This window comes from Tessaracoccus flavus (assembly GCF_001997295.1).
Taxonomy (GTDB): Bacteria; Actinomycetota; Actinomycetes; order Propionibacteriales; family Propionibacteriaceae; genus Arachnia; species Arachnia flava.
In genome coordinates this window covers 2,250,110-2,275,782 of the sequence record NZ_CP019605.1, presented here as the reverse complement: position 1 = coordinate 2,275,782, position 25,673 = coordinate 2,250,110, and the positions used below count along the sequence as shown (strand labels likewise).

At 67.9% G+C, this 25,673-nt stretch carries 28 protein-coding genes and 1 tRNA gene; 11 read left to right on the top strand and 18 right to left on the bottom strand.

From position 1 onward, the window contains the following. Window positions 1–15 precede the first annotated feature (15 nt). On the bottom strand, window positions 16–528 hold the full coding sequence (locus RPIT_RS10550) for a hypothetical protein (RefSeq protein ID WP_077343020.1): 513 nt from the start codon (window positions 526–528) through the stop codon (window positions 16–18). Window positions 529–598: 70 nt separating this feature from the next. Here RPIT_RS10550 and RPIT_RS10545 point away from each other — a divergent pair. Continuing rightward, a tRNA-Leu gene (locus RPIT_RS10545) sits at window positions 599–675 on the top strand. A gap of 15 nt (window positions 676–690) precedes the next feature. Here RPIT_RS10545 and RPIT_RS10540 read toward each other — a convergent pair. Then, window positions 691–2,145, bottom strand: coding sequence for an MBL fold metallo-hydrolase RNA specificity domain-containing protein (locus tag RPIT_RS10540; RefSeq protein WP_077343018.1), 1,455 nt, complete (start codon window positions 2,143–2,145; stop codon window positions 691–693). A gap of 164 nt (window positions 2,146–2,309) precedes the next feature. On the opposite strand from RPIT_RS10540, the gene RPIT_RS10535 reads away from it, so the two are divergent. Continuing rightward, window positions 2,310–3,149, top strand: coding sequence for a Bax inhibitor-1/YccA family protein (locus RPIT_RS10535; protein ID WP_077343016.1), 840 nt, complete (start codon window positions 2,310–2,312; stop codon window positions 3,147–3,149). On the opposite strand, the gene RPIT_RS10530 is transcribed toward RPIT_RS10535, so the two are convergent. Continuing rightward, on the bottom strand, window positions 3,139–3,831 hold the full coding sequence (locus RPIT_RS10530) for an NUDIX hydrolase (protein WP_077343014.1): 693 nt from the start codon (window positions 3,829–3,831) through the stop codon (window positions 3,139–3,141). The two genes, RPIT_RS10535 and RPIT_RS10530, sit on opposite strands and share 11 nt — an antisense overlap. 99 nt (window positions 3,832–3,930) lie before the next feature. On the opposite strand from RPIT_RS10530, the gene ypfJ reads away from it, so the two are divergent. Continuing rightward, complete coding sequence (gene ypfJ / locus RPIT_RS10525) at window positions 3,931–4,815, top strand: KPN_02809 family neutral zinc metallopeptidase (protein WP_077343012.1); 885 nt, start codon at window positions 3,931–3,933, stop codon at window positions 4,813–4,815. Here ypfJ and RPIT_RS15880 read toward each other — a convergent pair. From RPIT_RS15880 to RPIT_RS10505, 4 genes are all read right to left on the bottom strand, one after another. After that, a complete protein-coding gene (locus tag RPIT_RS15880; RefSeq protein WP_237267827.1) occupies window positions 4,812–5,093 on the bottom strand; it encodes an aminoacyl-tRNA deacylase in 282 nt (93 codons plus the stop codon). The two genes, ypfJ and RPIT_RS15880, sit on opposite strands and share 4 nt — an antisense overlap. A gap of 207 nt (window positions 5,094–5,300) precedes the next feature. Further along, window positions 5,301–6,284, bottom strand: coding sequence for a hypothetical protein (locus RPIT_RS10515; RefSeq protein WP_077343010.1), 984 nt, complete (start codon window positions 6,282–6,284; stop codon window positions 5,301–5,303). A gap of 34 nt (window positions 6,285–6,318) precedes the next feature. Continuing rightward, complete coding sequence (locus RPIT_RS10510) at window positions 6,319–7,305, bottom strand: aldo/keto reductase (protein ID WP_077343008.1); 987 nt, start codon at window positions 7,303–7,305, stop codon at window positions 6,319–6,321. Between the two features lie 47 nt (window positions 7,306–7,352). Beyond that, a complete protein-coding gene (locus tag RPIT_RS10505) occupies window positions 7,353–9,074 on the bottom strand; it encodes a DNA integrity scanning protein DisA nucleotide-binding domain protein (protein ID WP_093664751.1) in 1,722 nt (573 codons plus the stop codon). A 199-nt stretch (window positions 9,075–9,273) separates the two neighbouring features. Between RPIT_RS10505 and RPIT_RS10500 the strand changes: the two genes are divergently transcribed. Beyond that, window positions 9,274–9,978, top strand: a complete 705-nt coding sequence (locus tag RPIT_RS10500) for a hypothetical protein (protein WP_077343006.1) — start codon at window positions 9,274–9,276, stop codon at window positions 9,976–9,978. A gap of 549 nt (window positions 9,979–10,527) precedes the next feature. Here the strand turns inward: RPIT_RS10500 and msrA are convergent. From msrA to RPIT_RS10485, 3 genes are read right to left on the bottom strand one after another with little or no spacing between them, the layout of a single operon-like run. Then, complete coding sequence (gene msrA / locus RPIT_RS10495; protein ID WP_077343004.1) at window positions 10,528–11,196, bottom strand: peptide-methionine (S)-S-oxide reductase MsrA; 669 nt, start codon at window positions 11,194–11,196, stop codon at window positions 10,528–10,530. Window positions 11,197–11,252: 56 nt separating this feature from the next. Then, window positions 11,253–11,435 (bottom strand): hypothetical protein, encoded by a 183-nt coding sequence (locus tag RPIT_RS10490; protein WP_077343002.1) that lies wholly within the window; start codon window positions 11,433–11,435, stop codon window positions 11,253–11,255. Between the two features lie 17 nt (window positions 11,436–11,452). Further along, window positions 11,453–12,130 carry a uracil-DNA glycosylase gene (locus RPIT_RS10485; RefSeq protein WP_077343000.1) on the bottom strand — a complete coding sequence of 226 codons (678 nt, stop codon included), beginning with the start codon at window positions 12,128–12,130 and terminating at the stop codon, window positions 11,453–11,455. Window positions 12,131–12,250: 120 nt separating this feature from the next. On the opposite strand from RPIT_RS10485, the gene RPIT_RS10480 reads away from it, so the two are divergent. Further along, on the top strand, window positions 12,251–13,045 hold the full coding sequence (locus RPIT_RS10480; RefSeq protein ID WP_077342998.1) for a hypothetical protein: 795 nt from the start codon (window positions 12,251–12,253) through the stop codon (window positions 13,043–13,045). Between the two features lies 1 nt (window position 13,046). Then, window positions 13,047–13,463 carry a DUF2089 domain-containing protein gene (locus RPIT_RS10475; protein WP_077342996.1) on the top strand — a complete coding sequence of 139 codons (417 nt, stop codon included), beginning with the start codon at window positions 13,047–13,049 and terminating at the stop codon, window positions 13,461–13,463. Between the two features lie 72 nt (window positions 13,464–13,535). Here RPIT_RS10475 and greA read toward each other — a convergent pair whose 3' ends face one another. Both greA and RPIT_RS10465 read right to left on the bottom strand, forming a co-directional pair. Next, the gene (greA, locus tag RPIT_RS10470) at window positions 13,536–14,039 is read right to left on the bottom strand and encodes a transcription elongation factor GreA (protein WP_077342994.1); all 504 of its coding nucleotides are present in this window, start codon (window positions 14,037–14,039) and stop codon (window positions 13,536–13,538) included. A 12-nt stretch (window positions 14,040–14,051) separates the two neighbouring features. Beyond that, window positions 14,052–14,453, bottom strand: a complete 402-nt coding sequence (locus tag RPIT_RS10465; RefSeq protein WP_162274540.1) for a DUF4307 domain-containing protein — start codon at window positions 14,451–14,453, stop codon at window positions 14,052–14,054. 60 nt (window positions 14,454–14,513) lie between these two features. On the opposite strand from RPIT_RS10465, the gene mca reads away from it, so the two are divergent. Further along, window positions 14,514–15,410, top strand: coding sequence for a mycothiol conjugate amidase Mca (gene mca, locus RPIT_RS10460; protein WP_077342992.1), 897 nt, complete (start codon window positions 14,514–14,516; stop codon window positions 15,408–15,410). 40 nt (window positions 15,411–15,450) lie between these two features. Here the strand turns inward: mca and RPIT_RS10455 are convergent, their stop codons facing one another. After that, complete coding sequence (locus RPIT_RS10455) at window positions 15,451–16,041, bottom strand: rhomboid family intramembrane serine protease (protein WP_077344301.1); 591 nt, start codon at window positions 16,039–16,041, stop codon at window positions 15,451–15,453. Window positions 16,042–16,087: 46 nt separating this feature from the next. Between RPIT_RS10455 and RPIT_RS10450 the strand changes: the two genes are divergently transcribed. Further along, window positions 16,088–18,097 (top strand): thioredoxin domain-containing protein, encoded by a 2,010-nt coding sequence (locus RPIT_RS10450; protein WP_077342990.1) that lies wholly within the window; start codon window positions 16,088–16,090, stop codon window positions 18,095–18,097. Window positions 18,098–18,378: 281 nt separating this feature from the next. Here the strand turns inward: RPIT_RS10450 and RPIT_RS10445 are convergent, their stop codons facing one another. Next, window positions 18,379–19,716, bottom strand: a complete 1,338-nt coding sequence (locus RPIT_RS10445) for a PhoH family protein (RefSeq protein ID WP_093664753.1) — start codon at window positions 19,714–19,716, stop codon at window positions 18,379–18,381. A gap of 142 nt (window positions 19,717–19,858) precedes the next feature. Then, complete coding sequence (gene trhA, locus RPIT_RS10440) at window positions 19,859–20,536, bottom strand: PAQR family membrane homeostasis protein TrhA (protein ID WP_077342986.1); 678 nt, start codon at window positions 20,534–20,536, stop codon at window positions 19,859–19,861. Window positions 20,537–20,618: 82 nt separating this feature from the next. Here trhA and RPIT_RS10435 point away from each other — a divergent pair, with 82 nt between their 5' ends. Both RPIT_RS10435 and RPIT_RS10430 read left to right on the top strand, forming a co-directional pair. Then, complete coding sequence (locus RPIT_RS10435; protein ID WP_077342984.1) at window positions 20,619–21,419, top strand: isoprenyl transferase; 801 nt, start codon at window positions 20,619–20,621, stop codon at window positions 21,417–21,419. Window positions 21,420–21,472: 53 nt separating this feature from the next. Further along, window positions 21,473–22,036 carry a DUF4245 domain-containing protein gene (locus RPIT_RS10430; protein ID WP_162274539.1) on the top strand — a complete coding sequence of 188 codons (564 nt, stop codon included), beginning with the start codon at window positions 21,473–21,475 and terminating at the stop codon, window positions 22,034–22,036. Between the two features lie 353 nt (window positions 22,037–22,389). On the opposite strand, the gene RPIT_RS10425 is transcribed toward RPIT_RS10430, so the two are convergent. From RPIT_RS10425 to RPIT_RS10415, 3 genes are read right to left on the bottom strand one after another with little or no spacing between them, the layout of a single operon-like run. Further along, window positions 22,390–22,623: an exodeoxyribonuclease VII small subunit gene (locus tag RPIT_RS10425; RefSeq protein ID WP_077342980.1), complete on the bottom strand. Its 234-nt coding sequence runs from the start codon at window positions 22,621–22,623 to the stop codon at window positions 22,390–22,392. Then, entirely contained in the window at window positions 22,616–23,845 is a 1,230-nt protein-coding gene (xseA, locus tag RPIT_RS10420) for an exodeoxyribonuclease VII large subunit (RefSeq protein WP_077342978.1), read from the bottom strand. The genes RPIT_RS10425 and xseA overlap by 8 nt, the downstream gene beginning before the upstream one ends. Window positions 23,846–23,886: 41 nt before the next feature. Then, window positions 23,887–24,654 carry a hypothetical protein gene (locus RPIT_RS10415; protein ID WP_077342976.1) on the bottom strand — a complete coding sequence of 256 codons (768 nt, stop codon included), beginning with the start codon at window positions 24,652–24,654 and terminating at the stop codon, window positions 23,887–23,889. 41 nt (window positions 24,655–24,695) lie between these two features. Between RPIT_RS10415 and RPIT_RS10410 the strand changes: the two genes are divergently transcribed. Beyond that, entirely contained in the window at window positions 24,696–25,670 is a 975-nt protein-coding gene (locus tag RPIT_RS10410; RefSeq protein ID WP_077342974.1) for a 4-hydroxy-3-methylbut-2-enyl diphosphate reductase, read from the top strand. Window positions 25,671–25,673 lie beyond the last annotated feature (3 nt).

Here is a 25,673-nt window from a genome sequence, read left to right as displayed (position 1 = left end):
CTCTCTTCTGGTTGGTTAGGGGATGAGTTCGTGGGGGCCGGAGGTGGGCGTCACCTCGACGGCGGTGGGGGAGAGGATCGCGGAGACCCACACCTCGGTCCCGGAGTCGATCGCCTGCTCGGCCTTCGCGGTGATCTTGCGGACGTGGCCCGCGACGCTGATGGTGATCTCGCCGTAGCCCCCTTCGGGGATGGCGGTGATGACGCGGCCGGGGTGGCCGATCATCGAGTCGGAGCGGAAGCTCGCGCCGTCGCTCTTCAACTTCTTGGTGAGCGACACCGCACCCCAGGCGGCGAGCGAGCCGATGATGAGGCCGACGATGACGGCCAGCACCATGTTGTGGAGCACCCCGAGACCGATCGCGCCGCCGAAGCCGAACGCGCCGATGAAGGCCGCGAGGCTGGAGATCGAGAAGAGGTCGCTGTCGAGGGCGTCGAGGTGCAGCACCCCGTCGAGGATGTCGCCGACGACCAGGGTGACCAACACCAGAACGACGCCGACTGCTCCGATGATGAGGAAGGTCGTCACGCTCGTCCTTTTGGGTGGGTGGTGTGCCTCAAGGGTACCGGGCGGGGGGTTCTCACTAGACTCGCCCTGCGCCCTCGTAGCCCAACCGGTAGAGGCAGGCGGCTTAAACCCGCCCGAGTACGGGTTCGAATCCCGTCGGGGGCACCACGCGTGAGCTGAGGATCACTCCCTCGGCTCGGTACCAGCGGCCTGCGGCTCGGGCACCTCGACGTCCAGATCCTCCGGGTCCCAGCCGTCGCCCATGATGCTGACGACCTCGCCGTACTTCGGGACGACCGCGGCCCAGTCCAGCTCGTTCTCGATCCGGTCTGCGAAGGTCTCGGCCACGTGGTGCTCGCCGTGGGTGACGTAGACGGTCTCCGGCTCCTTGTCGAGCGCCTTCAGCCAATCCATCAGGTCGGAGGCGTCGCCGTGCACGGAGAACTCGTGGTCGCGCACGATGTTGGCCTTCACCCGGATGTGGCGGCCGTTGATCTTCACGTTGCGGGCGCCGTCCTCCAGCGCGCGGCCGCGGGTGCCCTCGGCCTGGTAGCCGGTCAGCACGACGGTGTTCTTCGGGTCGGGCAGCAGGCGCATCAGGTGGTAGAGCACCCGGCCGCCCTCGGCCATGCCGGAGGAACTGATGATGATCATCGGATCGGTGCGGCGGTTCAGCTTCTTCGAATCCCGGCCGTCTCTGGCCTCCGAGAGGTTGAGGTCGGTGAAGTCCGCGATCGTGATGTCGTGGTCCAGTTCGCCGAGCGACTCGTCCTTGTAGACGTCGAGGGCGCGCAGCGACATCGGGCCGTCGACGACGACGGGCACGTCCGGGATCCGGCCGGCCCGGCGCATCTGGACCAGGGCGTGCAGCACGGTCTCGGTGCGGTCAATCGCGAACGCGGGCACGACCACCTGGCCGCCGGCCGCCACGGTGCGCCGGATCGCGTCGGCGAAGGGTTCGTGCGGGAGCTCAGGCTCGGGGTGCTCGCGGTCGCCGTAGGTCGACTCGCACAGGACGATGTCGGCACCCGGAGGCGTTTCCCGGTCCTTGAGGATCGGATGGTCATGGCGTCCGAGGTCTCCGGAGAACAGCACCGAACGCTCGCCCACGGTCACGTGGATGCTCGCTGAACCCAGGATGTGGGCAGATCGGACCCAGCGTGCGGTCACGCCGTCGATCTCCACGTCGGAGTTCCACTCCACGCTGCGGAACAGCGGCAGGGTCGCCTCGACGTCGTCGGTTGTGTAGAGCGCCTCCGGCTGCTCATGCTTCGAGTACCCGCCCCGGACCGCGTCCCCGACCGCCTGCTCCTGGAGCCTGCCGGAGTCGCGCAAGACGATTTCGGCCAACCGGATCGTCGCTTCGGTCGCGTAGATGGCGCCACGGAATCCGTGCTTCACCAGGGCCGGCAGGTAGGCGGCGTGATCGGTGTGGGCGTGGGTGAGGAGCACGTCCGAGATGGTTGAGGGATCGACGGGGAAATCCTCGCGGTTCTTGAGCCGCCACATCTTCTCGCCCTGGAACATCCCGGCGTCCACGAGGATGCGCCGATCGCCGATGGTCAACAGGTACTTCGATCCGGTAACTGTCCCGGAGGCGCCCAGAAAGGTCAGTGTGGCTCTGCGTGGAGTACTCATGGATCGATCGTCTCAGACGGCTAGGCCCGTGGGTCCAGATTCGCCGATCCACCCGCAAGCCACCGGTTCCACACCGGTGCGCGGATGGGGTTCGCAGTTGCGGCAGCACGTACACTGGAGGCAGTAAGTCTCCGCAGGGACCACGAACGAAATGAGCAATTGAGATGGCAAATCCGATCATCGGGCGCCCCGACGCTTTCACCCGTCATGGGGAGGCGCCCGGGCACCAGTACCAGAGTTATGGAGCCCCCCAGGGCTACGGCGCGCCTCAGGGCTACGGCGCACCGCAGGGGTTTGACCCCTCGCTCCAGCAGGCCCCCCACCAGGCCCCGGTCGGCCGCATGACCCTTGACGACGTGATCGTCAAGACCGCCATGACGCTGGGTGTCGTCTTCCTCTCCGCGATCGCGACGTTCCGGCTCCTCCCGATGGAGTTCCTCCTGCCGGCGCTCATCGGCTCGGGCATCGTCGGGCTGATCACCGTGTTCTTCGTCGCGGGCCGCACCAAGCTGCCGGTCGGCGGAGTGATGTTCTACGCGCTCGTCGAGGGCGTGTTCGTCGGGGCGTTCTCGAAGTACTTCGAGTTCCTCTTCCCCGGCATCGTCGTGTCCGCGGTGCTGGCCACCTTCGTCACGGCCGCCTCGACGCTGGCTGCGTACAAGTTCTTCAACATCCGGGTCACCCCCAAATTCCGCAAGATGGTGATGATCGGCACCATGTCGCTGCTCGGCGTGCTGCTCGTCAACTTCGTGCTGGCGCTCTTCGGCGTCAACACGGGGCTCCGCGAAGTAGGTTCCGGGGCCGGCATGCTCGCCATCCTCGTCTCGGTGATCGCCGTGGCGCTGGCGGTGGCCAACCTCATCGTCGACTTCGACTCCGTCGAGCGGGGCATCGCCCAGGGGGCTCCGGCCCAGGAGTCGTGGCGTGCGGCGCTCGGCATCACGGTCACCATGGTGTGGCTCTACGTCGAGATCCTTCGCATCCTGAGCTACTTCAGGGACTGATCGGGCGGCTCAGCTTCCGGGCGTACTGCGCCAGCAGGTTCCGGGAGCTGTTCGTCCAATGCAACTTGCGCCAGGCGCGAGCAGGCACCCAGTCGGCCCGTTCTGTCGATCCACCCACATCGTGGACGACGGGGTCGCTGGGTGTTTTGCATATCGCGCCGTACACGACGCGCAGGGCGTGGAAATCCTCCAGCCGACCGGCCAGCGACCGGCCCACCCAGTGCTCCGACTCCAGGGAGAGGACGCGATCGAGGACTACTTCCTGACCGGTCTCCTCGTAGATCTCCCGGAGCACTGCGTCGGCGGGGGATTCGTCCGGGTCCACGCCACCTCCCGGCAGCGCCCAGGTGCCGGGTGCGCCAGTCAGCCGTGAGTTGACGGTGCCCAGGATGCCGCGCTGCGAGACGACGAGCGCATACGCGCCGATGCGCTGGTAGCGGCGGGGCGTCTCGTCGGGAGTGGACACATAGACCGTGTGGCGCTCGGGGGGACGCTGGTCGGCCACCGACACCTCGCGGACGAGCCAGGTGAAGACGATGTCGTCTGCGCTCTTCACGGCGGCGAGCGGGCGAACAGGCACATATCCGTGATCGAACAGCGTCACCCGGGGGTGGCATCCGTGGTCGATGTCGAACGAGGTCACGGGTGCCCCAAGTGGATGGGTGACACCGACGACGCGCATTCGGCAAGTCTAGTCGGGGCTCCGGAGCACCCGATCGCCTACCGTGCGGGCGCGGCAGCGGATACGATGATTCGATCCTGACACTGATGGAGGCATGAGATGGAGTTTCGCTCCGACGCCAGAATCGACCAGTCCAACGTCCGGTACGGCGGTGGAGGCGGTCGGCGCGGCGGCCGAGGCATGGCCGTGGGCGGAGGCCTGGGTGGCATCATCATCCTCGTCCTGATGCTCCTCTTCGGGGGAGGAGGCATTGGCGACATCCTGGGCGGCGGCGGTGCCGCGCAGCCCCAGCAGCAGCAACCGCAGGAGAACCCCAACTGCCAAACGGGTGCTGACATCGAGCGCGACCCTGAGTGCCGTTGGCCGGCCTACGTCACCGCCATCAACGACTACTGGAGCCAGGCGCTGGAGGGGTACCAGCCCGCGACCACCCAGCTCTTCAGCGGCCAGGTCGGCACCGCCTGCGGCACCGGTTCCTCCGAGATGGGCCCGTTCTACTGCCCGGGCGACAACACGGTCTACATCGACACCGAGTTCATGGGGGTTCTGCTCAACCAGCTCGGCGCGGCCGGCGGTTACGCCGCTGAGGCGTACATCGTCGCCCACGAGTACGGGCACCACATCTCCAACCTGACGGGGCAGATGCGGGAGGCCCGAGCTGGCGGCAATGACACCGGTCCGGAGTCCAACGCGGTGCGGCTCGAGTTGCAGGCCGACTGCTACGCCGGTGTCTGGTTCAAGAACGCGATGAATGATCCCGACGGGCTCATCGAGACCGTGACGCAGGACGACCTCAACCGCATCGTCGATGCGGCGCGCGCCGTCGGCGACGATCACATCCAGCAGCAGCAGGGCGGCCGCGTGGTCCCCGAGAGCTGGACCCACGGGTCGTCGCAGATGCGTCAGTACTGGGTGGCGAAGGGATTCCAGTCGGGCGACCCGAACGTCTGTGACACCTTCAGCACCGACGATCTTGGCGGCTAGTCGGTGACGTCCGCGACGAGGGCGTGAAAGTGCGCCACGAGCGCGTCCCCGTCGAGGGTGGCCGCCACCCCGTGGGCGCCGGCGCCGATTGACACCTGACGACCCCGCACCCGCTCGTCCGCGACGACGGGGAGCGGGGTCGTCGTGCCGAAGGGCGTGATCGTGCCCCGCTCGAAACCGGTCACCGCCAGCGCAGCCTCGGCGCTGGGCATCGACAGACGCGACACGCCCAGGACGGAGCGGAGCTTGGGCCAGCTGATCTCTCTGTCTCCCGGCACGAGAACGAGGAGGTGATCGCCTTCCCCCGCCGGACGACCATCGTCTTGATGATGTCGCCGGGCTCTACCCCGCGCGCTGCAGCGGCCTCGGCCAGCGACCTCACCCGACCATGCCGGGTGACGGTGTGCGCGATGCCGGAATTGGCGAGGGCCTGGAGTGCGGGGTTCGTCATGGGACAACGATAGGCTCGGCCGGCCAGGTGGACGTCAGCCGATCAACGCCGTCATGTCGCGTCCGTCGAGGTCGGCGTAGGTGACCGTGCCGTCGCAGTCAATCTTCGCCACCGGACCCGACCGGCCGAGGCTCCTGTCGATCTGAACGGCGCAGGACGTGTCGGCGTCGTCCTGCGCGCGGGCGATGGCCTGCGCCAGCGGCGCGGCGCGGATGCTGCTGGGGTCGAAGACTTCCAGGGTCGGCAGTTCGAGGCGTCGTGTTTCGAAGGTGGGCACTCCGCCGACCCTGCTGCGGCTCAGCACCACTCCGGCGTCGTCGTCGGGAAGGTCCGCCCAGTAGCCGCGGGTGGCGTCGAACCCGACGGCGTAGGCCTCGGTCGCCTCGCCGATGACCTCCTGCAGCCCGGCTGCGATGTCCGCAACGCTGGTGACCCCCAGCGTCGCCACGGCGGAGCCGTCGGGTCGGAAGAAGATCGTGTTGGTCTCTGGCCGCGATGTGATGGTGATCGCCACCTGACCGGCGCGATACTCGACGATCTGGAGCACCAGCTCGCCCCGCACACCTTGGAGGTCCGCGACGTCGAACATTCGCTCGGCTGCATCGAGGGGGTAGTCGCTTGGGTCGAACGTCGCCTGGTCGAAATACTGGATGTCGGACTCGACCCGGGTGATCTCGTCGTCGCGCCACCGGTAGCTGACGACGGCGTTGTCAGGGAGCAGAGCGGTCAGCGTCGCCTGCTCCCGAGTCAGGTCGACCCGCAGCACAGGCAGGTGTCCGGCGGCCCGGTGCAGACGCGCAACCACCCGGTCCGCGGCTGGCAGCAGTGCCGGACCCACGACGAAGGCCAAGGGCAGGTCCTCGTCAGGTAAGAGCGACGGCTCAGCCGACGGCGACGCGCTCGCGCTGAGAGTGGGTCGGCTGCTCGCGGTCGTCGGCTGCGGCGGCTCCACGGGGCCGGGGGCGCAACTGGCCACGAGTGCAGCGCAGACGAGCCCGGCGGCCCAGCGGAACATCACCCACCCATTGTAGGGAGCCCTCGCCCGGACGGGCTCACCAGCGGTCGTGCACGAACTCCCGGATCCTGCGGTCGTAGATCCGCTCCAGCGCAGCCAGCTGAGCGGGCGTCAGCTCGGGCAGCGAACCTGCCGCCGCGTTGGCTTCCGCCTGTTCCGCCCGGCTGGCACCCGGGATGACGACGGAGACGCCGGGCTGGTCGATGATCCAGCGCAGCGCGAACTGGGCGGGGGTGATGCCCTCGGGTACCACCTCGGCGAACTCTCGCGCCGCCTGCACGCCGAGCTCGTAGGGGACGCCCGAGAACGTCTCGCCCTGATCGAACGCCTCGCCGAACCGGTTGTAGGAGCGGTGGTCAGTGGCGGCGAAGGACGAGTCCTCGCTGAACTTTCCGGTCAGCAGACCGCTGGCCAACGGCACCCGCGCGATAATGCCGACGCCCGCCTCGCGGGCCGCGGGCAGGACGCGCTCAAGCGGCTTGCGCCTGAACACGTTGAGAATGATCTGGATGGTGGCCACTCCCGGGCGCTCCAGCGCCGTCATGGCCTCGTCGACGGTCTCGACCGAAACTCCGTAATTGCGGAGCTTGCCCTCGTCCACCATCTCGTCGAGGGCGTCGTAGACCGAGTCCGTGGAGTACACCGGCGTCGGTGGGCAGTGCAGCTGAGTGAGGTCGATGGTGTCGACCCCGAGAAGCTTCAGGGACCGTTCGGTCCAGGCGCGGAGATTCTCCCGCGTGTAGGTCTCAGCGACGAAGGGGTCGGCGCGTCGGCCGAGTTTCGTGGCCACCATCAGACCCGAGTCGCCGCGCTCCTTGATGAAGCGGCCAACCAGCTCCTCGCTGTGCCCATCGCCGTAGACGTCCGCGGTGTCGAAGAAGGTGACGCCGGCGTCGGCTGCCGCGTGCAGCACGCCCATGGCGGCGCCGTCACCGACGTCGCCCCAATCTCCGCCGAACTGCCAGCAACCTTGACCGACGACACCGACCGCGCGATCTGTCTTTCCAAGAATCCGCTTTTCCATGCCGCCCACCCTAGTCCCGCCGTGCCACTAATGTCCGGCGGGCCGGCTCAGGCTGGGGTGTCCTGGGCGCGGTCGACGAAGTAGGAGTCGTCCATGGCAGGGTCGGGGGCAATGGGGATGTACTGCCGCCGAACGCGCGCAAGGTCCCACTGACGTCCCTCGACGGCTTCGCGGGCGGCGTTGACGACGTCGCACTGCTCCTGGTTGAGGTAGAACTCGATCGCCTCGACCCCCCGGTCCGCGCGCATGAACCGGTCCTCGTCCTCGCCTTCGGCCGACGCCGCCACCAGACGGTCGACGGCGCGCTGCACGGTGGCCCTGCGGACCCGCTGCTTGGTCTTCGGCAGCAGGTCGATCTTCCCGTCCTCCGAGACGATGATCACCATCGCGCCTCGCCCCGCACCCGCGAGGTAGCGGATGGCGGAGCTGAACCGGGCGCCGCGGGAGGGGTCGCCGGTACCGGTGGCCAGCCCGTCCAGGATCACCCCGACGGCATGGCAGCGGCCGTCGGGCGAGACGAGCACCGCCCCGTCAATCCCGGTCGCAGCGCTCAGGGCTTCCGGTCCGAGCCGAGCGGGGGTGATGGCATAGGCCTGCGGCAGCAGACGCTGCGCCTCGGAGCCGGCCTCCGGGTGGACCACCAGCATGGTGCCGTGCGGTTGGCGTGTGCAGCCCCGGGCGATCTCCCACAGGAACCTGGCGTTCCTGGCCGACACGTCTGGGAAGACGCGGTCGACCGTGACGGAGAACTCGTCCTCGTTGAGGAGTTCTCGGGGCATCCCGGGGACGCCGTTGTCGACACGGAGGTACGGCACGTCACCGTCCCAGAGCTCCCAGGACCCGTTTCCTGACACCCTTGCCTCGAACGAGTGCTCGCGCGGGGTGTCGGGGTCGAGTTTGCCGAGGCCATAGACCTCGCGTCCGTCGCACAACAGGTGGAGACCCCCGACGGAGAGTTCGAGGACCTTGCGCAGGGAGCGGGCCCTGCCGATCGGTACGGGGTGCTCGAGTTCCATGACCGTCTGGATGCCCGCGTCTCCCTGCGGAGCCAGCAGGATCGAGCCCCGGCCCGAGCGCCCCTCGTAAGGTTGAGCTGAGACGGCGTCGAAGGCCTGGAGGGCGCCGAAGGCCTGGTCCTGGCCCGTGCGTGCCACCACGGCCGACACGAAGAGGTCGGCGGCAGAGCGGAGGACCGACTCCGGATCGATTCGAACCATGGAGCCGGGGATCTGGCGGTCCAACTCACGGGAGGCCACGTCCAGCACCGTGTTGAGCACCGCCTCCTGGAACGACCGTGCGGTCAGGAAGTCGTCGCCGGCGTCGTCGGGAAGCTGGGGGAGTTCTCTCCACTGATCGCCCTGGATAGCCAGCACCGGGAAGACCGAGTGGTCGCCGATCCGAACGCTGACACCGACGAAGTGAATGCGGCCGTTCGCGCGGGCTGCGTAATCCAACTTGTCGGCGACCGCCCGACGCCTGGTGCGGGCTTCCAGGGCGGCCAGGTAGATGGGGGAGTCGGTGTCCGGTGCCTCTTCGCGCAGCAGCTTGTTGAACCGACGCGTGCCGAGGTAGGTGGACTGAGCCACGATGCTTCGGTCGAAGTGGCCGCGAGCGGGCTCCACCACCACGCCGCCGTCGCTATCGAGCGGGATGCCGACGACGAACGCGCGGACATCGAGATCGGCACCCGCCGCATCCAGGGCGTCGTTGGCCACCTGTTCCAGGGAGCGACGGTAACTCGCCTGACCGTCCCACAACTCCGCATTCACGCGCGCATCGTCCCACGTCAGACCATCAATCCACAAAGGCGACCCCCAGCTAGGTGTGTCTCGAGGCTACAGAGTCCTGTCCGGAGGCTCAATTGGCGGATGGAGTGGGCTCCAAGGCTGAGCGAGGGCGCGTATCCTCGGGCGTACGATTCGGCCCAGCCGCTGATCGGCCGACGATCGAAGGAATGCAATTTCACACATGGAGATGTCACCCAAGCCGGGCAGCCACGCCCAACTCGGGCGCACTTTCATTGCGCAGCAACGCGTCATCAGCGTGCTGAGCTTCTTCCTGCCTCTGTTTCTCATCACCTGGAGCGTGCTCAGCGGAGAGGGACTCCGCGGCAGCTTGTCGGAGTACTACTACACCCCGGTCCGGGACATCTTCGTCGGAGTGCTGTGCGCGCTGTCCCTGTTCTTCTGGTCCTACCGCGGCTACCACCCCCACAAGGCCGAGCTTCGAGCCGACCGGGTCGTCGCGAAGATCGCCTCCGTGTCGGCGGCGCTGGTGGCGCTGGCGCCGCTGAAGCCGCGCCAGGTGGGGGAGTGCACGCTGCTGCAGTGCGTGTTCGGTGAACAGGCGACTGACTGGGTCCACAACGTCGCGGCGGTGATTTTCATGACGTCACTGGCGACGTTCTGTCTGGTCCTGTTCCCGATGACCGCCATCCAGCGGCCGGACCTCGGGCGAAGGCTCGTCATCTACGGCATCTGCGGCACAGTCATCGTCGCGGCCATGCTGCTCATGGTGCTGTGGAAGTTCCTGCCGGTGGACGTGTACTTCGCGCTCGGTCACTACAAGCCCATCTTCATGCTCGAAACGATGGCCCTGTTCGCCTTCAGCATCGCGTGGCTGCTGCGCAGCCGCGCCGTCGAGGATGCGGCGCTGGCACAGTACGACGACTGAGCCTGGCCTCTGTCCTCTGACCGTTCGTCGGGCCCGAGCCGGTCGTTCCTACCCCTGCTCCGAACGCCAACGGGCCGGACCGGACGCCAACGGAGAAGCGCGAACGCCAACGGGCAGCAGGGAACGCCAACGGTTCCTCGACACTGCCAACGGTTCCTCGACACGCCAACGGATGGACGGAAACGCCAACTGACAAGTTGAAACGCCGACGAAGCTCAGCGATGCCCGCGAGATTTCACGGGCATCGCTGAGTCTCGTCGGCGTCACCGGATACCGGTTGGCGTTGGGCGTCGTTCGTTGGCGTCGGGGTCCCCTCCGTTGGCGTTCCGGACTGCCGGTTGGCGTTTCGACCGGCCAGTTGGCGTCGGTGTACCCTCCGTTGGCGTTCCGGGCTGCCCGTTGGCGTTCCCGGCTAATGGTTGGCGTCGGGTGTGGCGTAGCAGGCGGGGGCGTCGGTTGCAGTGAGGGACGGTGTGTCGACGACGCGGCTCAGCGCGCTCGCCCCTCGCGCCGGCCGTCCGGCGAGCTGGCAGGAGGGAGAAGGCCGGCTCAGTCCCGCGGGCCGCACTTCACGCCGGTGGCATGGATGGGGCAGTATCCGTGCGGGTTCTTGTGCAGGTACTGCTGGTGCTCGTCCTCGGCGTAGAAGAATGTCTGGTCGGGCACGATCTCAGTCGCGATAGATCCGAAGCCCTCGGAGGCGAGGTTGGCCTGGAACTCTGCACGCGTGCGCTCGGCAGCCCTGGCCTGCTCGTCGTTGGTGGGGAAGATCGCCGACCTGTACTGCGTGCCCAGATCGTTGCCCTGGCGGTTGACCTGGGTGGGGTCGTGGTTCTCCCAGAAGATGCGCAGCAAATCGTCGTAGGACACCCGCGCCGGATCGAAGACGACGCGCACCGTCTCGGTGTGACCCGTCCGTCCCGTGCAGGTCTCGCGGTAGGTCGGGTTGGGTGTGAAGCCGCCCATGAAGCCCGCCGCGGTGTTGACGACGCCGTCGGTCTCCCAGTAGAGCCGCTCGACCCCCCAGTAACACCCAAGCGCGAAGTAGGCCACCTCGCAGCCGGTCGGCACCTCATCAAGAGGGAGGCCCAACACCTCGTGGGTGGGCATGGGGCTGAGGATGGTTGCGTCGCGCCCGGGGAGCGCCTCGCGCTCTGTCACCATCTGCGGCGTTTGATTCATGCGGGAGTTCAGCCAGGCGAGGACGTCGATTTCCATCTATCCAGGCTACCTGCGCCCCCAACCGCCGGTGCCATTGCGGCAGGCGGGAAGCTCTACGGCTGCTCCTGATCCTCGCCCGTGGCGAGGCCCCACACGCCACGCAGCACCATGTAGGCCCCGATGCCGCCACCGGCGAGCCACAGCATGCGACGCCCGGTGGTGATCTCGCCGGCGGGCCGTTCGGGCGCTGCGTCGACGTCGGGGTCCCGGTCGGGATCGGTGTGAGGCTCACTCATAGGCACGAGTGTGCCAGCTAGTCGGGAATCTGCCAGTCGATGGGCGCTGCGCCCTGTTCCTCCAGGTGCCGGTTGGCCCGGCTGAACGGCCTTGATCCGTAGAAGCCTGAGCGGGCCGAGAGCGGGGAAGGGTGAGCGCTGGCGATGATCGGCACGTCGCCCAGCATGGGAGTTGCGGACTGAGCGTCACGACCCCAGAGGATCGCCACGAGGGGGCCGCCCCTGCGTGCCAACGCCTCGACGGCCCGGGCCGTCACCTCCTCCCAGCCCTTTCCGCGGTGGCTGGCCGGTGCTCCGGGACGGACGGTGAGGACGCGGTTCAGCAGGAGCACGCCCTGCTCGAACCAGGACGTGAGATCGCCGTGGTCAGGCGCCTCCACGCCGAGATCGCTGGCCAGTTCGCGGTAGATATTGCGCAGGCTTCCGGGGAGTGGCCTCACATCCCGGGCCACCGAGAACGACAGTCCGACGGGGTGGCCGACGGTGGGGTAGGGGTCCTGCCCGAGGATGAGCACGCGCACGTCGGCAAGGGGCCTGGTGAAGGCCCGCAGGATCTGATCTCCGGCGGGGAGGTACGAGTGGCCGTCGGCGATCTCGTCGCGGAGGAAACTCCCCATGGCCGCGATCTGGCCTTCCACGGGGGCCAGCGCATCGGCCCAGTCGGGGGATACGAGGTCGGCGAGCGGCTTCGGCATGGCTCAATCGTGGCAGAGCGTCCACTGCTGGACCAGATCCATAGCCGACCCGAGTCCTGCCCCCGCGAGCAAAGTGGGCGCGGCGCTTTCCAAAGTGGCAAACGGGATTACCATTTACGCATGACGAATGTTGATCTGGGGCCGATCCTTGACGATCTGGCCGCTGGGCGTATCGACGCCAAGGAAGCGAGCCGCCGCATCGAGGCGGCCAAGAAGGCGGCGCAGCCGGCCGGTTCGGGCCCTGCGCCGGAAGCCGACACCACCCACCACGGAGGCCCCAAGGCCGGCGGGCTCGCACGGGTCTCCGTCACAGCGGTGGGGCGTCGGGTGCGCATCGAGGGCGACCCGTCGGTGAGCACGGTCATCATCGACGGCCCGCACGTGCTCCGGCGGGTAGGGACGGTACTCGAGGTGAGCTCCACGGGTGAGTTCGGACCGAGTTTCCAGGGGTTCTCGCTCATCCGCCCTCCCCGCAGCCTCGACGATCTACGCGACATCGGCTTGGGCAAGGAGCTGGCGATCCGCGTCAATCCGGCGCTCATCGTCGACGTGGAGGTCACCACCGGCGGACTGCGTACCGTCGGTGTGCCCCGGCTGGGGCGCATCCGCGTCACCGCGGGCGGCTCCACGCTCCAGGACGTGCAGGAGGTGGAGGACCTCCTCAGCCAGGCCGGAGGGGTCACCGTCGAGGGGCCGATCAGCATTGGGCGCTCCCGGATCCGGACCGAGTCGGGCAGTCTGACGGTGCATCTGACCGAGGGCGCGAATGTCACCATCCGCGGCGAGTCGAGGCTGGGCCGCATCAGCTGGCCCGGCGGGGGCGAGAACGTGGACGAGTTCGTTGTCGGGAACGGTTCAGCGAGGCTCGACGTCAATGTCGTCATGGGCATGGCCACGATCAAGACGGAGGCCTGAGATGGTGAAGCATCTGTACCACGCGCCCGCCGACTGCCCCGTCTGTGGCGACGAGCTCATCACGACGCGCAAGGGGTGCCTCAAGTGCGGATCGGAACTCGCCGGTGAGTTCGCGTCCTGTGAGTTCTGCGCGCTCTCCGAGCCGGACCTGCAGATCCTTCGGGTCTTCCTGGGCTCGCGCGGCAACCTGCGCGAGGTCGAGAAGCACCTTCAGGTGTCCTACCCGACAGCGCGGGCCCGTCTGGACGCCGTGTTGGTGAAGCTGGGCTTCGATCAGGCTGGCGAACGCAACGCTCCTGAGCACGCGGAGCAGGACGGGCGAGACTCCGATTCGGCGACGCCGGAGAGCCAGATCCTGGAGCGCGTCGCCCGGGGAGAGCTGAGTCCGGAGGTCGCGGCCCAACTCCTCGGCGACTGACTGAACCCCCGAGGGCGAACGAAGGGGCCGTCGACTGTTGGTCGGCGGCCCCCTGGCTGCATCAGGATCGGGTCAGAGAGTCTCGACCTTGAGGACCACGACCATCAGTTCCTTGCCGTTGGGCGCCTCGTAGCGCACCTCGTCGCCGACCTTGGCCCCGACGATGGCGGAGCCGAGCGGGGACTGGGGTGAGTAGACCTGATGGTCGACCGAGTCGTCGACACCGAGGACTTCCCGTGAGCCGAGCAGGAATGTGTCGGTATCGCTGTCGTCGCCGTCGTAGGCGACGGTGATGAGTTTGCCCGGCGCGACTTCGTCGGCCGCGCCCTGGGATTGGCCGACCTTCGCGCGACGAAGGAGATCCTCCAACTGGCGGATCCGGCCCTCCATGAGGCCTTGCTCCTCGCGGGCAGCATGGTAGCCACCGTTTTCGCTCAGGTCGCCCTCTTCGCGGGCGGAGGCGATTCGGGCGCTCACTTCTTCGCGCCCCACGGTCTTGAGCTCATTCAGTTCGGCCTCGAGCTTCTCGAAGGCCTCCTGGGTGAGCCACACGACGTCAGCAGCAGTTTCAGACATCCAGCAAGCCTATCAGCCAACCACTCGGCAGGCGTCCAAGGTGATGGCGGTGGCTTCCTTGACGGTCTTCAGCGAGATGTCGACGCTGGTGAGGGTTTCGGTGCCGGGCGCGATGCCGATGATGTCCTCGGCGACCTTCTCGTAGGACTCCGCCTGCGCATACAGCCGACACTCGACGGCGTCGGACGGGTTCTCACGCTGGATGACAAGCTCCGCCGTGATCTCGGACGGGCTTGTCACTTCGAAGCTGCGCACCATGCCGGCCACCGGCGGCGTCGACTGTTCGATGCCGCTGGCGATGACCAGCCCGATCGCCGCCAGCGTAGCCAAGCCGGCGCCCACCCCGAGCACGTAGTCGATGGGGGAGGCCTTGGGGTACCTCTGCGCGAGGCGCGCCTGATCTTCTGGAGTCACGGTGTCCATTGTGCCCCTTGGCCTTGGTCGCGTCACCGTGGCTCGGCCACAATACGAGGCATGACCCGCGCCGACCTCCCGCGACTGCGGCTGCTTCACGTCCACGCCCATCCCGACGACGAGTCCAGTAAGGGCGCCGCAACCACGGCCAAGTACGTCGCCGAGGGCGTCGACGTGATGGTGGCGACGTGCACGGGCGGCGAACGTGGTTCGGTGCTGAACCCGAAACTGGCGGGGGACCCCACCGTCGAGGCGAACATCGCCGAGATCCGACGACGCGAGATGGCTCGCGCCAGGGAGATTCTCGGGGTCGAGCAGGTGTGGCTGGGATTCGTCGATTCGGGACTTCCAGAGGGGGATCCTCCGCCGCCCCTGCCCACCGGATGCTTCGGGACGCTCGACCCCCGGGTGGCCGCTGGACCACTCGTGCGGGTGATCCGCGAGTTCAGGCCGCATGTGGTGACCACCTACGACGAGCAGGGCGGCTACCCGCACCCCGATCACATCATGTGCCACAGGATCACCGTCGAGGCGTTCAACGCCGCGGCTGATCCGACGGCGTGGCCCGAGCATGGCCCCCCGTGGCAGGCCGCGAAATTGTACTACCACATGAGCTTCCACCGACGACGCTTCGAGCAGTTGGAGCGGGCCATGCATGAGGCGGGACTCGAGTGCCACTTCCCCGCCCGCGACGAGGATCCCTATTCCTACGGGCGTCTCACGACCTTCGTCCACTGCGCCGAGTACTTCCCCGTGCGGGACGAGGCGCTCCGGGCGCACGCAACGCAGATCGACCCCGACGGACCCTGGTTCGCTGTGCCGCTGGCCATCCAGCAGGCTGGCTGGCCCACGGAGGACTACCAGTTGGTGGTGTCCAAGGTGCCGACGATGATCCCCGAGGACGATCTCTTCAAGGGGCTCCGCCCGGAACCGCTGGTGCCCGAGTTCATGATCTGAGGAGCCCCGCCCGGGTCCGGCGTGCCGACTCCGCCCGAACTCAGTGTCCGACGCCGTAGCGATGGCCGCGCCGGCTCATCCACCAGGCCGCGAGTACGCCACCGACGGCCCCACCGAGGTGCGCCTGCCAACTGACTCCCGGGGCGCCGGGCAGGACGCCCAGCAGCACGCCCCCGTAGAGCAGGAAGACCAGTACCGCGAGGCCGATCTGGCCGGGCTTCTTCGTGAAGAAGCCTCTGACCAGCAGGAAGGTCAGCCATCCGAAGATGACGCCCGATGCTCCGGCGGTGATCGAACCGATGGGGGCGAGCGCCCAGGCCGCCAGCCCCGAGGCGATGACCGACGACAGCGTCGCCACCAGCCACCGGCCGAACCCCGAGACATACACGAGCACGCCCAGCACGAGGAACGGCACGGAGTTGCTGATGAGGTGCGCCCAGCCGAAGTGCAGCAGGGGCGACCAGAGGATGTTCGGCAGGTCGCTCGCCTGCCGCGGTTCGATGCCGTAGGCATCGAGGGCGTTGAGGGTCACAGTGTCGAGGATCTCCAGCGCCCACATCAGGGCCAGGAGGCTGCCGACGACCAGCAGCGCACTGCGGAGCGTTGCACGTCGGGCGGTGGGCTCGGTCATGCCACCAGTGTCGCCGATGAAATCAAGGGCAGTACCCTTGGGGCCCATGGCCAACCGTCTCCGCGAATCGTCCAGCGACTACCTGCTCCAGCACGCCCATCAGGCGGTCGACTGGTGGGAATGGTCCGACGAGGCGTTGGCCGAGGCCAAGGCGCAGGACAAGCCCATCCTGCTGTCGGTCGGCTACGCCTCCTGCCACTGGTGCCACGTGATGAGCCACGAGTCGTTCGACGACCCGACCGTCGCAGCCTTCATCAACGAGCATTTCGTGCCGATCAAGGTCGATCGCCAGCAGCACCCCGACGTCGATGCGGTGTACATGACCGCCACCCAGGCCATGAACGGAGGATCGGGCGGGTGGCCGATGACCGCCTTCCTCACCCCTGATGGTCGCCCGTTCTTCACGGGCACGTACTTCCCGCCGGAGGCGCAGCCCGGCATGCCGTCGTTCACTCAGGTCCTCAAGGCAATGGCCGACGGCTGGCACAGCCGCCGAGACAAGATGACGGCCGCCGCGTCCTATGTGGCGGAGACGCTGCGGGTGCGCGACGCCGCTGCACCGGAGGGGACGCCGGACCTGAGGGCCGCCATCGATCAGGTCGAATCCTCGTTCGACCTCATCCACGGCGGCTTCGGGACCGCGCCGAAGTTCCCCGCACCGACGCTGCTCGACGCGCTGCTGGTCAAGGGCGACCCGCGCTCGCTGGAGCTGGCGCAACGGACGCTGGAGACGATGGCGCGCGGCGGTATCTACGACCAGGTTGGCGGTGGTTTCCACCGGTACTCGGTGGATCCGGGCTGGGTGGTGCCGCACTTCGAGAAGATGCTCTACGACAACGCCCTTCTGCTCGGCACCTACGTCCGTGGCTGGCGCCGCACCGCCGACCACGACTCCGGCCTCCGCGCCCTCTACGAGCGCACCGCCTACGGAATCGTCGAGTGGCTGGAACGGGAGATGGTCAACGACGGCGGCGGGTTCGTGTCTGCACTCGATGCTGACTCGTGCGACATCCGTGGCGCCGTCCACGAAGGAATCTTCTACCTGTGGAACCCCGAACTCCTCGACGACGCGTTGGGGCCGGAGCTCGGGGAGTGGGCGGCCGACGTGTTCCATGTGACCCGGGGAGGCACGTTCGAGGACGGTCTATCGACCCTGCAGCTTCGCGGTCGGCCAGACTATGCACGCCTCGACGAGGTGTCGCAGAAGCTCCTGGAGGAGCGGGAGACGCGGTTCCGCCCGGCCACCGACGAGTTGGTCGTCGCCGCCTGGAACGGATGGATGATCACGTCGCTGGTGGCCGGCTCCCTCATCTTCAACGAGAAGAGCTGGCTCGAGCTGGCGCTGCGCGCTGCTCACCATCTCCTTGAGGTGCACAGCGCCGACGGTGACCTCCTGCGGACCTCCCGCCGGGGCCAGCCGGGGGCGGCGCTGGGGTCCGCCGAGGACTTCGGCGCGGTCGCGGAGGCCTTCTCCACTCTCGCCGGGGCGACGGGGGACGCGGCCTGGCTCCGCAGGGCAGAGGCCCTGGTGGACCGCGCCGTCGAACTGTTCGGCCACCCCGACGGCGGCTTCTATGACGCGGTCGACACGGGTCTCTTCGATCGCCCGAGGTCGTTGACCGACAACGTGACCCCGAGCGGGACTTCGGCTCTCATCGCGGCGCTACGCCACGTCGGACTGCTGGCGGAGCGCCCCGACCTCATCAGTCGGGCAGACGAGGCGGCCCGGACGACGTGGGCGACGGTGGGTGAAGCCCCGCGCTTCGCCGGAGCGGCGCTCGGCGACCTGCTCATCGCCGACGAGGCCCGCCGCGGGTTGAAGCCCGGGGTCGCCGTCGTCGTGACGGACGACCCGTTCGACGAGTTGGCCCGCGCCGCCTGGCGGCTGGCTCCCGCAGGCTCCGTCATCCTCGCGGCCAGGCCGGGGGCGGAGGGCTTCGGGACGCACCTCGATGGCCGCTCCGATCGCGCTGTCTACGTGTGCCGTGGCACGGTCTGCTTCGACCCGGTCACCGACTACAACGACCTCAAGACCCCCCTCTGGACCCGCGTCTAGCGACTCCCGCCCCTCTCTCCCTGAGCTTGTCGCTTCCTGTTCCCTGAGCTTGTCGAAGGCGGATGACAGTTCCCTGAGCTTGTCGAAGGGTTACGGCCCCGATCTCTGCCGACGCCCCCGACCACAGGGCGGCGGTCAACCACCGGTCGTTACCCTTCGACGGACGGGCTGCTCGCAGAGCGAGCTGGCCCTGCTCAGGGACCGATCGCGACCGATGGGCTGCTTTACGGCGGACATGCCCGGCCGCGGTGTCGTCGGCTGAGCGTGAGGGGTTGGGTCGGCTACCGGAGCTCGTCCACCTCGAGCAGCTCGGTCACCAGTGCCGCGATCGGCGAGCGCTCGGAGCGCGTCAGGGTCACGTGCGCGAAGAGAGGGTGGCCCTTGAGTTTCTCCACGACGGCCACGACGCCGTCATGGCGACCAACCCGGAGGTTGTCGCGCTGGGCCACGTCGTGGGTGAGGACGACCCGTGAATTCTGGCCTATCCGCGAGAGGACGGTCAGGAGAACGTTGCGTTCCAGAGACTGTGCCTCGTCAACGATGATGAAGGCGTCGTGCAGGCTGCGTCCGCGGATGTGGGTCAGCGGCAGAACCTCGATCATCTCGCGGGCCAGCAGCTCGTCGATGACGTACTTGTTGGTCACCGAGCTGAGCGTGTCGAACACGGCCTGTCCCCACGGCTGCATCTTCTCCTCGTTCGTGCCGGGGAGGTAGCCGAGATCCTGGCCCCCGACGGGGTACAGCGGCCTGAACACCATGACCTTGGAGTGCTTGCTCTGTTCCATCACCGCGTCGAGTCCGGCGCAGAGGGCGAGCGCGGACTTGCCCGTCCCCGCCCGGCCTCCCAGGCTCACAATGCCGATCGAGTCGTCCATGAGCAGGTCCAGAGCGACGCGCTGTTCGGCGGAACGACCGTGGATCCCGAACACCTCGCCGTCCTGCTGGATGAGACGGATCCGACCGTCCGGGAGCTTCCTCCCCAGCGCGCTCGAGCCGGGGGCGTGCAGCACCACGCCGCTGTGCACCGGGGCGTCGACGTCCACCGTGACCACGCCCTCGTCGTACAGGGCAGAGACCGTGTCGGTGGTCACGTCGACCTCCGTCATGCCGGTGTACCCGGCCTGAAGGGGAAGTTCGTTGCGGTATTCCTCCGCGCCGAGCCCGACCGCCGCGGCCTTCACCCGGAGCGGAAGATCCTTGGTGACGAGGACGACGTCGTGGCCCTCGTTCGCGTAGTTGAGCGCGACGGCGAGGATGCGGCTGTCGTTGTCGCCGAGCCGGAATCCGGCCGGGAGCGACGCCGGATCGGTGTGGTTGAGCTCGACGCGCAGATTGCCGCCCTGGTCGTTCGTGGCCAGGGGTGTGTCCAGCCGGCCGTGCCGGGCGCGTAGGTCGTCGAGCAGCCGCAGGGCCGTGCGGGCGAAGAACCCGAGTTCGGGGTGGTGGCGCTTGGCCTCCAGTTCGGTGATGACCACGAGCGGGAGCACGACGTTGTGCTCGGCGAACCGCAGGATGGCCCGCGGGTCGGACAGCAGGACTGAGGTATCGATGACGTAGGTACGGATGGTCGTCGGGGCGGGGACCACGGAGGGGGAAGTCTGGGTGGACGCGTTGAGCACGGTTGCTCCCTTCACGGGGGCCGGCCTCCCTGCCCCCGGTTCGGCCTAGGAGGCGGGCGTTGAATGTGTGGAGCGTCTCTCCATGACTACGACTCTAACCCGACGCAGAGGCCCTTGGGAAGGCCTAATTACATGGATGTGGTTAGGCGTTCGCGAACAGAGCGAGGCCGATGGCGACGGCGTGGAGCACCGCCGCGATGACCGTGCAGGCGTGGAACACCTCGTGGAATCCGAACCAGGTGGGGTTGAGCGCGGGCCGCTTGGTGGCGTAGGCAACAGCGCCGACTGTGTACACCAGACCGCCGGCCGCGATGAGGGAGACGATGGTCGCCCCGCCATTCGACCAGAACTGCCCCAGCCAGCCGACCGCGGCCCAGCCCATGCCCACGTACAGCACGGTGTACAACCATCGCGGTGCGCCCAGCCACAGGATCCGGAACAAGACGCCGAGCAGGGCGATGCTCCAGATGAGGACGAGCAGGGTCCACCGCGATTGCCCGTCCAGGAGCGTGAGGGTGAGGGGAGTGTAGGTGCCGGCGATGAAGACGAAGATGTTCGAGTGGTCGATGCGCCGGAAGATCGAGTTGAGGCGCTCGGACCAGGTCCCGCGATGATAGGCCGCGCTGGTGCCGAAGAGTTGGACCGCGGCCAGAGTGTAGATCCCGGCTCCGATACGCCCGGTCAGGGTCGGGGCGAAGACGGTGAACGCCAGCCCGACGATGAGCACGATCGGTGACATGCCGAGGTGGAGCCAGCCGCGCAACCTCGGCTTCTCGGCGGGCGCGCTGAGCGCCTCCAGGGTGGTCTCTCGTACACTCATGACTACCTACGCTTCCGTAACCTACGCATCCGTAGGTTATCGCTTTGGGTCTTGCAATCCAAGGCGGCGCTACGCTGGCCCCATGTCGTGGGTGAACCGGTTCGTGGATCGCACCTGGCCGCCTAAGTGGCTCTACGCCTGGTACGAGCGCCGCGAGCTCGATCGCCTCGACAAGTCCAGTCTTCCACGGCATGTGGCCGTGCTGGCCGACGGTAACCGACGCTGGGCGCGCATGAACGCCCCGGGTCTGCCGTTGGTGGCCGGATATCAGGCCGGCGCGGCCAAACTGATGGAGTTCGTGAACTGGTGCGATGAAGCCGGCATCCAGGTGGTGACGCTCTGGGTCTTGTCGACGGACAATCTGCAGCGCGCCGGTGCCGAGGAGCTGGATCCCTTGCTGCAGGTCATCCAGCAGCTCGTCGAGGACCTGGCAGCCTCCCGTCGCTGGCGGGTGCGGGCCGTCGGGGCATTGGAGCTGTTGCCGCCCGAGATCGCTCACTCGCTGGTCGCCTCCGCCGACGCCACTCGCGGGTCCTCTGGGATGCAGGTCAACGTCGCCGTCGCCTACGGGGGCCGTCAGGAGCTGCTTGACGCCGTCCGTTCCCTCCTCTCGGCCAGAGCCGCGGACGGTGCGACGCTGGAGGAAGTGGCGGACACGCTGGCGAGCGACGAGATCTCCTCCCACCTCTACACCAAGGGGCAGCCCGACCCTGACCTGATCATCCGGACCTCGGGGGAGCAGCGTCTCTCGGGCTTCCTGCTGTGGCAGTCGGCGCACAGCGAGTTCTACTTCTGCGAGGCGCTCTGGCCGGATTTCCGCCGGGTCGACTTCGTCCGGGCTCTGCGCGCCTACTCCCAGCGGGAGCGCAGGTTCGGCCGCTGACTCCGCCCGTCGGATTTTGTCGGGTCCGCGACGGCCGTGGGACGATGGCGGGCATGGCCGGACGCAACCCCAATGCTCGCTCACGAGACATGTTCATCTCCATGGCCGTGCTGGTCCTGCCCGTGCTCCTTGTCGTGTGGCTGTTCAGCCAGGAGGGCGACGTGCGTCCTGAGCCGGTCGACGTCGCATCGGTGGTTGAGCGCGCGCAGACGCAGTCGCCCTACCCGGTGCTCTATGCCCAGGACCTGGGGGACGGCTGGCAGCCGGTCCGTGCTACGTGGGCGGCGAGCGGGGATCCGTTCGTGACGTCCGAGCCCGCCGTTGGTAACTCGTGGCAGGTCGGCTACCTCTCCCCGCGCGAGGTGTACTTCGAGGTGCTGCAGCGCGACTCGCAGGGTGACACTCTCATCGCCGACGCCACGCGCGAGGGCGCAAGGATCGGCGAGGGTGTCGATCTGGCCGGTCTCTCGTGGGAACGCTACGAGAGCGGCGACGGGCGGACCCGCAGCCTGGTGAGTACGGATGGCGACGTCACCTCGGTCGTCTCGGCGGACACGGATTTCGCGGAACTCGAGGCGTTCACGTCGGCGCTCGTGGAGGCACCACCCCAGGGCTGAGCCCCTGCCGCGGAGCGAGGACCGTCAAACGTCCCCTGACGCCAACGGGCAGACGGAAACGCCAACGCGCAGCCGGAAACGCCAACAGACAAGCCCGAACGCCGACGACCCTCAGCGACGCCCGCGACATGTCGGGGGCGTCTAAGAATCCTGGCGGCATCACCGGATGAGAGTTGGCGTTGGCCGTCGTCGGTTGGCGTTCAGCTATGCCGGTTGGCGTTCGGTCGCGCCAGCTGGCTTTGGGCGCCCCGAGTTGGCGTTGGAGTTCTGTCGGTTGGCGTTGGAGGCGCGCTGGTGGCAGATGGGGGGATCCGTTGGCGGCTGGGCGCCGCGGCCCCAGCGAAGGGCGCAAGTCAGGAAACGGGATCCTTGCTATCTGCGTCGGCTTCGCGATCCGACCGGGCCCGCTGTTGCGCGACCTGCTCGCGCGCTCCGTCGAGGTAGGACTGGCAGAGGTCTGCCAGCTTCTCGCCGCGTTGCCACAGCTCCATCGAGTCGGCGAGGGAAACACCACCGGATTCCAGCCGGCGGACCACCTCCAGCAACTCGTCGCGGGCTGCTTCGTAGCTGAGCTTCTCGTCAGTCATGGGAGATTTCCTTCTTCGTCTGCTCGACAACGTCGAGGGCAAGCTGGCCATCAGCCAGGTAGGCATGGATGCGGGCGCCGATCTGCGTGTCGTCGACCGCCGACACGGATCGGTGTCGGTCATCCACCAGCACGGCGTAGCCGCGCTCGAGGGTGCGCTTGGGGGACAGCGCCCGGATCGTGCCCACAGCCGTCCGGAGCGTCGCCTCCTGCTCGCGCAGGGTCGACTCGACTGCAGCGTTCAGCCGGTGACGCAGGTGCACAAGGCGGTCGAAATGCGCGACGAAGGCGCTCGTCGGGTCCACCAGTACCGGCCGGGAGCGGAGGTCGTCGAGCTGCCGCTCCAGCGTGGTGAGGCGCGTCTCGACGGCTCGCCGCAGCCGTTCCCGTGCGTCCGCGACACCCGCCGACTCCTGCCGGTGGTCCGGCACCACGAGCTTGGCTGCGTCCGTCGGTGTGGAGGCTCGCACGTCGGCGACGAGATCGACGATCGGCGCGTCCCGCTCGTGGCCGATCGCTGTGACGATGGGGGTGCGTGCGCCGGCCACCAGGCGCACGAGACCTTCGTCGGAGAAGGACAGAAGGTCCTCGAGGGACCCGCCGCCCCGGGCGATGATGATGACGTCCACCTCGGCGTCGGCGTCGAGTGCGGCGACGGCCTCCATGACGGACTCAGCTGACCTGGCCCCCTGGACGATTGCGTGACGGGTCCGGATGTTCGCCGCCGGCCAGCGCCGCAGGACGTTGGTGACGACGTCGCGCTCCGCGTCGGAGTCCTTGCCGGTCACCAGACCGATGAGGCGGGGCACAACCGGCAGCCGCCTCTTCCTGTGGGCGTCGAAGAGCCCCTCGGCTTGCAGCTTGCGTTTTAGCTGCTCGAGGCGGGCGAGCAGCTTGCCCTCGCCCTCCACCTGAAGCTCGAGGCACTCGAAACTGAGCGACGAGTTGCGTTCCCAGACCCGGGGCCGGATCCGCGCGGTCACGCGGGAGCCCTCCGGCAGCGGTCCGGCGGCGTCGAGGACGAGCGACGACGCCGTGACCTGAGCCGACATGTCGGCGATGCGGTCCCGGAACGTCAGGAACTGCGTGGGGCCACTTCGGCGTTTGATCTCGACGATCTGGGCGTCCACCCAGATCTCGCCGCACCGGCCGACCCAGTCCTTCACCGCCATGATGACGCGCCCCAGGGGCTGCGGCTGCTCAGGCGAACTGGTGAGGGACATTGCGCCACCCTAATGCAGGCCGCAGACAGTAACCCCGCCGATCACGAGCGGGGAGTGTCCTCGTTCCACGTCCCTGATGAAGCGGTGGCGTACCAGAGCCCGTGGACGACGTTGCCCGGGGCCACCGGTCGCTCCATCGGGAGGGCGCAGGCAAGATCGACGTCTGTGGTCCCGATCACGTACTGGAACTCCACGCCGCTCAACTCGTTGCGGCGGACCTCCACACTCTGCACGATGACTCCCATCAGCATCGTCGGTGTCGCCTCCGCGGGGGTGATCGCGCCCGCCTGCAGCCCCAGCAGGCCGGGCGAATACAGGCTCGTCGGCTCGACGGTGATCGGCCCCATCTCAGCGGCCGGCGACGCCTCGAAGGCTGTTGTGTCCTCGTAGACGGCCACATCGACCGCCAGTGCCCCGACCTCGAGCCGCTCGACGACGGTGAACTCGCCGGCTTTGGTGAGATCGTGCTGCGCGTAGGCGACCGGGTCGTCGACGAGCGAGACGTACTGGGTCAGCAGTCTGCCCTCCTCGTCGTCGGCGTAGAGACTGATCCGTGCGAGGTGGTCGGTGAAGCGCACCACCTGGGCCCGGTAGGCCGTGCTGGACTTCAGGGCGGCCGTCGTGTCGGCCGCCTGCCCCGCCCGCTTGAGGAACGCGATTCGGGCGCCGCTCGGGTCGGTGTAGTGGCCGATGAGGTCGAATCCTGGCACTGCGTCGATGCCCCGGACCCCGGCGGCGAAAGCGGCCTTGATGAGGTCGTCGAGGGCGGGGAAGTCGAATCCGAGGGCGTGCAGTTGGGGAGAATCCATCTCTTTAGGGTACTGGTGGCCCTCCGCCTAGACTGGGTGCCATGTCTGTGAGCGAGCTGAACAAGCGTGTAGTCCTGGCCGCCCCCCGTGGGTACTGTGCCGGGGTCGACCGCGCCGTCATCACCGTCGAGAAGGCGCTCGACCTCTACGGAGCTCCGGTCTACGTGCGCAAACAGATCGTGCACAACAAGCACGTGGTGGAAACCCTTGAAGACCGTGGCGCGATCTTTGTGGAGGAACTCGACGAGGTTCCCCCGGGCTCGACCGTGGTGTTCTCGGCGCACGGCGTGTCGCCGGCAGTGCATGCAGAGGCCGCCGAGCGTGGCCTCAAGACGATCGACGCCACGTGCCCGCTGGTCACCAAGGTGCATCACGAAGCGAAGCGGTTCGCCGCCGACGGCAAGCAGATCCTGCTCATCGGCCACGCCGGTCACGAGGAGGTCGAGGGCACCATGGGTGAGGCGCCGGACAACACGCTGCTCGTGCAGTCGCCGGACGACGTTGACAACATCGAACTGCCCGAGGGCACGAACGTTGCGTGGCTCAGCCAGACCACCTTGTCGGTCGACGAGACGATGGAGACGGTCGGTCGCTTGCGGGAGAAGTTCCCCCTTCTCATGGACCCGCCCTCCGACGACATCTGCTACGCCACGCAGAACCGCCAGTTGGCGGTCAAGCAGATCGCCTCCGGCGGCTGTGACCTCATGATCGTCGTGGGCTCGAGCAACTCCTCCAACTCGGTCCGTCTCGTCGAGGTGGCCCTCGAGGCCGGCGCAAAGACGTCCTACCGGGTGGACAACGCCAGCGAGATCGATCCCGCCTGGCTGGAGGGTGTGCAGAGCGTCGGCGTCACTTCCGGGGCGTCGGTGCCCGAGGAACTGGTCGACGGAGTTCTGCAGTACCTGCGTGACCGCGGCTACCCGGTGGCCATCGAGGAGCGACTGACCGAGGAAACGCTCCAGTTCGCCCTGCCCCCGGAGCTCCGCAAGGACATCCGCCGCGCCGTCAAGCACTGACCT